This window comes from Streptomyces atriruber (assembly GCF_001418325.1).
GTDB classification, from domain to species: domain Bacteria; phylum Actinomycetota; class Actinomycetes; order Streptomycetales; family Streptomycetaceae; genus Streptomyces; species Streptomyces atriruber.
Map to the genome: position 1 here is coordinate 61,333 of NZ_LIPN01000171.1, position 2,289 is coordinate 63,621.

Here is a 2,289-nt window from a genome sequence, read left to right on the forward strand (position 1 = left end):
GGCCACTGCGGGGTGCGCCTCCGGAGCCGCGGGCGTCAGCCGCCCCGCGCGGTGCAACCCGTACAGGGCTCCCGAGCAACCCAGGCCGAGGAGGAGCAGCGCGAGCCAGGGCAGCGCCGACATCCCGGCCTCGCGTGCCGTGTCGAGGGCGACTCCCGTCAGCAGGTTCCCGAGGGTGATTCCGACACCGCAGATGGTGTTGTAGAGGCCGTAGTGGGTGGCGACCAGCCGGTCCCCCGCAAGCCGGACGATGGTGTCCATCTCGAAGGGGTAGGCGATCATCGTGCCCAGCGCGAGCAGCAGCGCGGCCAGCGTCGGCGGGACGGCGGCGAGCAGCCACCGCCCGGCGCCCCCGCCCGGTACCGGCAGGGCCGTCGCCACGAGGAGCGGTACGAAGGCCAGCCCCATGCTCAACAGGCCCCAGGCCAGGGCCCGTCCCGGCGCCAGCCGTTCCTTGCACCAGGCGGTCACCCGGGTCTGCCCGAGGATGGTCGTGAGGCCGGACACCGCGAAGAGCAGCGCGACGGCGACGGTGCCGAAGTCGCCGTCCCCGCCCAGGCGTCGTACCTCCAGAGGCAGTGCCAGATAGACCTGGAAGGTCAGGACGTACGAACCGATCATGGCGGTCGAGAAGAGCAGGAAGGCACGGTTGCGAACGATGCTCCGCCACTGGGCGAGCACTCCTTCACCGGAACCAGAACCAGAGCCAGAACCGGAACTGGAAGGAGAACCAGAACCAGCCCCACCACCCGTGTCCGCGCCCCTGCGGGCGGGCAGCGAGCGGATCTGTACGACGCTCAGGAGCGCGAAGATCACCGCCGAGACGAGACAGGTGATCCGGAAGCCGACGCCGGTGAGCAGCATGCCCACGAGCGGTCCCAGCAGGATGCCCGCCTGGTAGAAGACGTTGAACAACGCGAAGGCCTCGACGCGGCGCTCCCCCGCGTCGGCGGCGAGATAGGCCCGCACCGCGGGGTTGAACAGCGCCCCGGCGAAGCCGGTGGCCGCGGAGGCGACGAGCAGCGCCGGCACCGAGTCGACGAGGCCGAGGGCGGCGAACCCGACGGTGCGCAGGACGCAGCCCGCGACGATCAGCGGCTTGTAGCCGAACCGGTCGGCGAGGGTGCCGCCGACGAGGAACATGCCCTGCTGGCTGAAGTTGCGTACGCCGAGGACGAGTCCGACCGTCCAGCCCGCGAGGCCCAGGGTGCCGGAAAGGTGCTGGGCGAGGTACGGCATCAGCATGTAGAAGCCGAGGTTGATGGTGAACTGGTTGGCGAGGAGAAGCTGGACGCTGCGGTCGTACGAACGGAACTGCGTGAGGGTCGTCTTCACCGCTCCCCACCTCCGTGCAGGTCCGAAGAAGCTCCGCCTGCCGGAGAGTTGCGCAGGGGATCATGAACGGTGGTGCAGCGGGTCCAGCGGGTGACCTCCTTCTCGTCGGGGCGGTCGACCACGTCGGGTTCGGGAGCCGGGGCCCCGCCGAGGAGCCCGTGCCGGGCGCAGTACGCGTCGTCGTAGACGGTCTCCAGATAGCGCTGCGGACCGTCGGGGAAGACCGCGACGATGCGGGTGTCGCGCGGGAGCGTGCGGGCGAGCCAGCCGGCCACCAGCGCGACCGAACCGACGCTCCAGCCGCCGGTCGCGTAGTGCGAGGTCGCCAACTTCCGGCAGGCCCAGACCGATTCGGCGGGTGACACCCAGTGGACCTCGCTGAAGTTCTCGTAGGCGACGTTGCGCGGATAGATGCTCGACCCCAGGCCGCGCATGAGCCTGGGCCGGGCGGGCTGGCCGAAGATGGTCGAGCCGACGGTGTCCACGCCGACCAGGCGCAGCCCGGGGTAGAGCTGACGCAGGACGCGCGAGATGCCGGCCGAGTGTCCGCCGGTGCCGACGCTGCACACCAGTACGTCGATGTGGCCGAGCTGCCTGGCGAGTTCGAGGGCCAGCGGGGTGTAGGCGGCGACGTTGTCGGGGTTGCCGTACTGGTCGGGGCACCATGAACCGGGGTGCGCAGCGAGGAGTTCGGCGACGCGGTCGCGGCGGGCCTGCTGCCAGCCTCCGGCCGGGTCGGGCTCGGGCACCGTGTCGACGGTCGCGCCGTGGGCGGCGAGCAGCCGGGTCATGGAAGGCTCCAGGCCCGGGTCGGTGACCAGGGTGACCGGGTGCCCGTGGACCGTACCGGCCAGCGCGAGTCCGAGGCCGAGGGTGCCGCTGGTCGACTCGACGATGCGGCACCCGGGCCGCAACTCGCCCCGCGCACGGGCGCGTTCGACCATGTGCAGCCCC

The 2,289-nt window shown here is 71.4% G+C and carries 2 protein-coding genes; both read right to left on the reverse strand.

The features are described from left to right. Positions 1–1,335, reverse strand: a 1,335-nt coding sequence (locus tag AOK03_RS41005; RefSeq protein WP_079074831.1) for an MFS transporter, incomplete at its 3' end; no start/stop codon positions are given. Next, positions 1,332–2,289, reverse strand: a 958-nt coding sequence (locus AOK03_RS19550) for a PLP-dependent cysteine synthase family protein (protein ID WP_055566598.1), incomplete at its 5' end; no start/stop codon positions are given. The genes AOK03_RS41005 and AOK03_RS19550, both read right to left, overlap by 4 nt.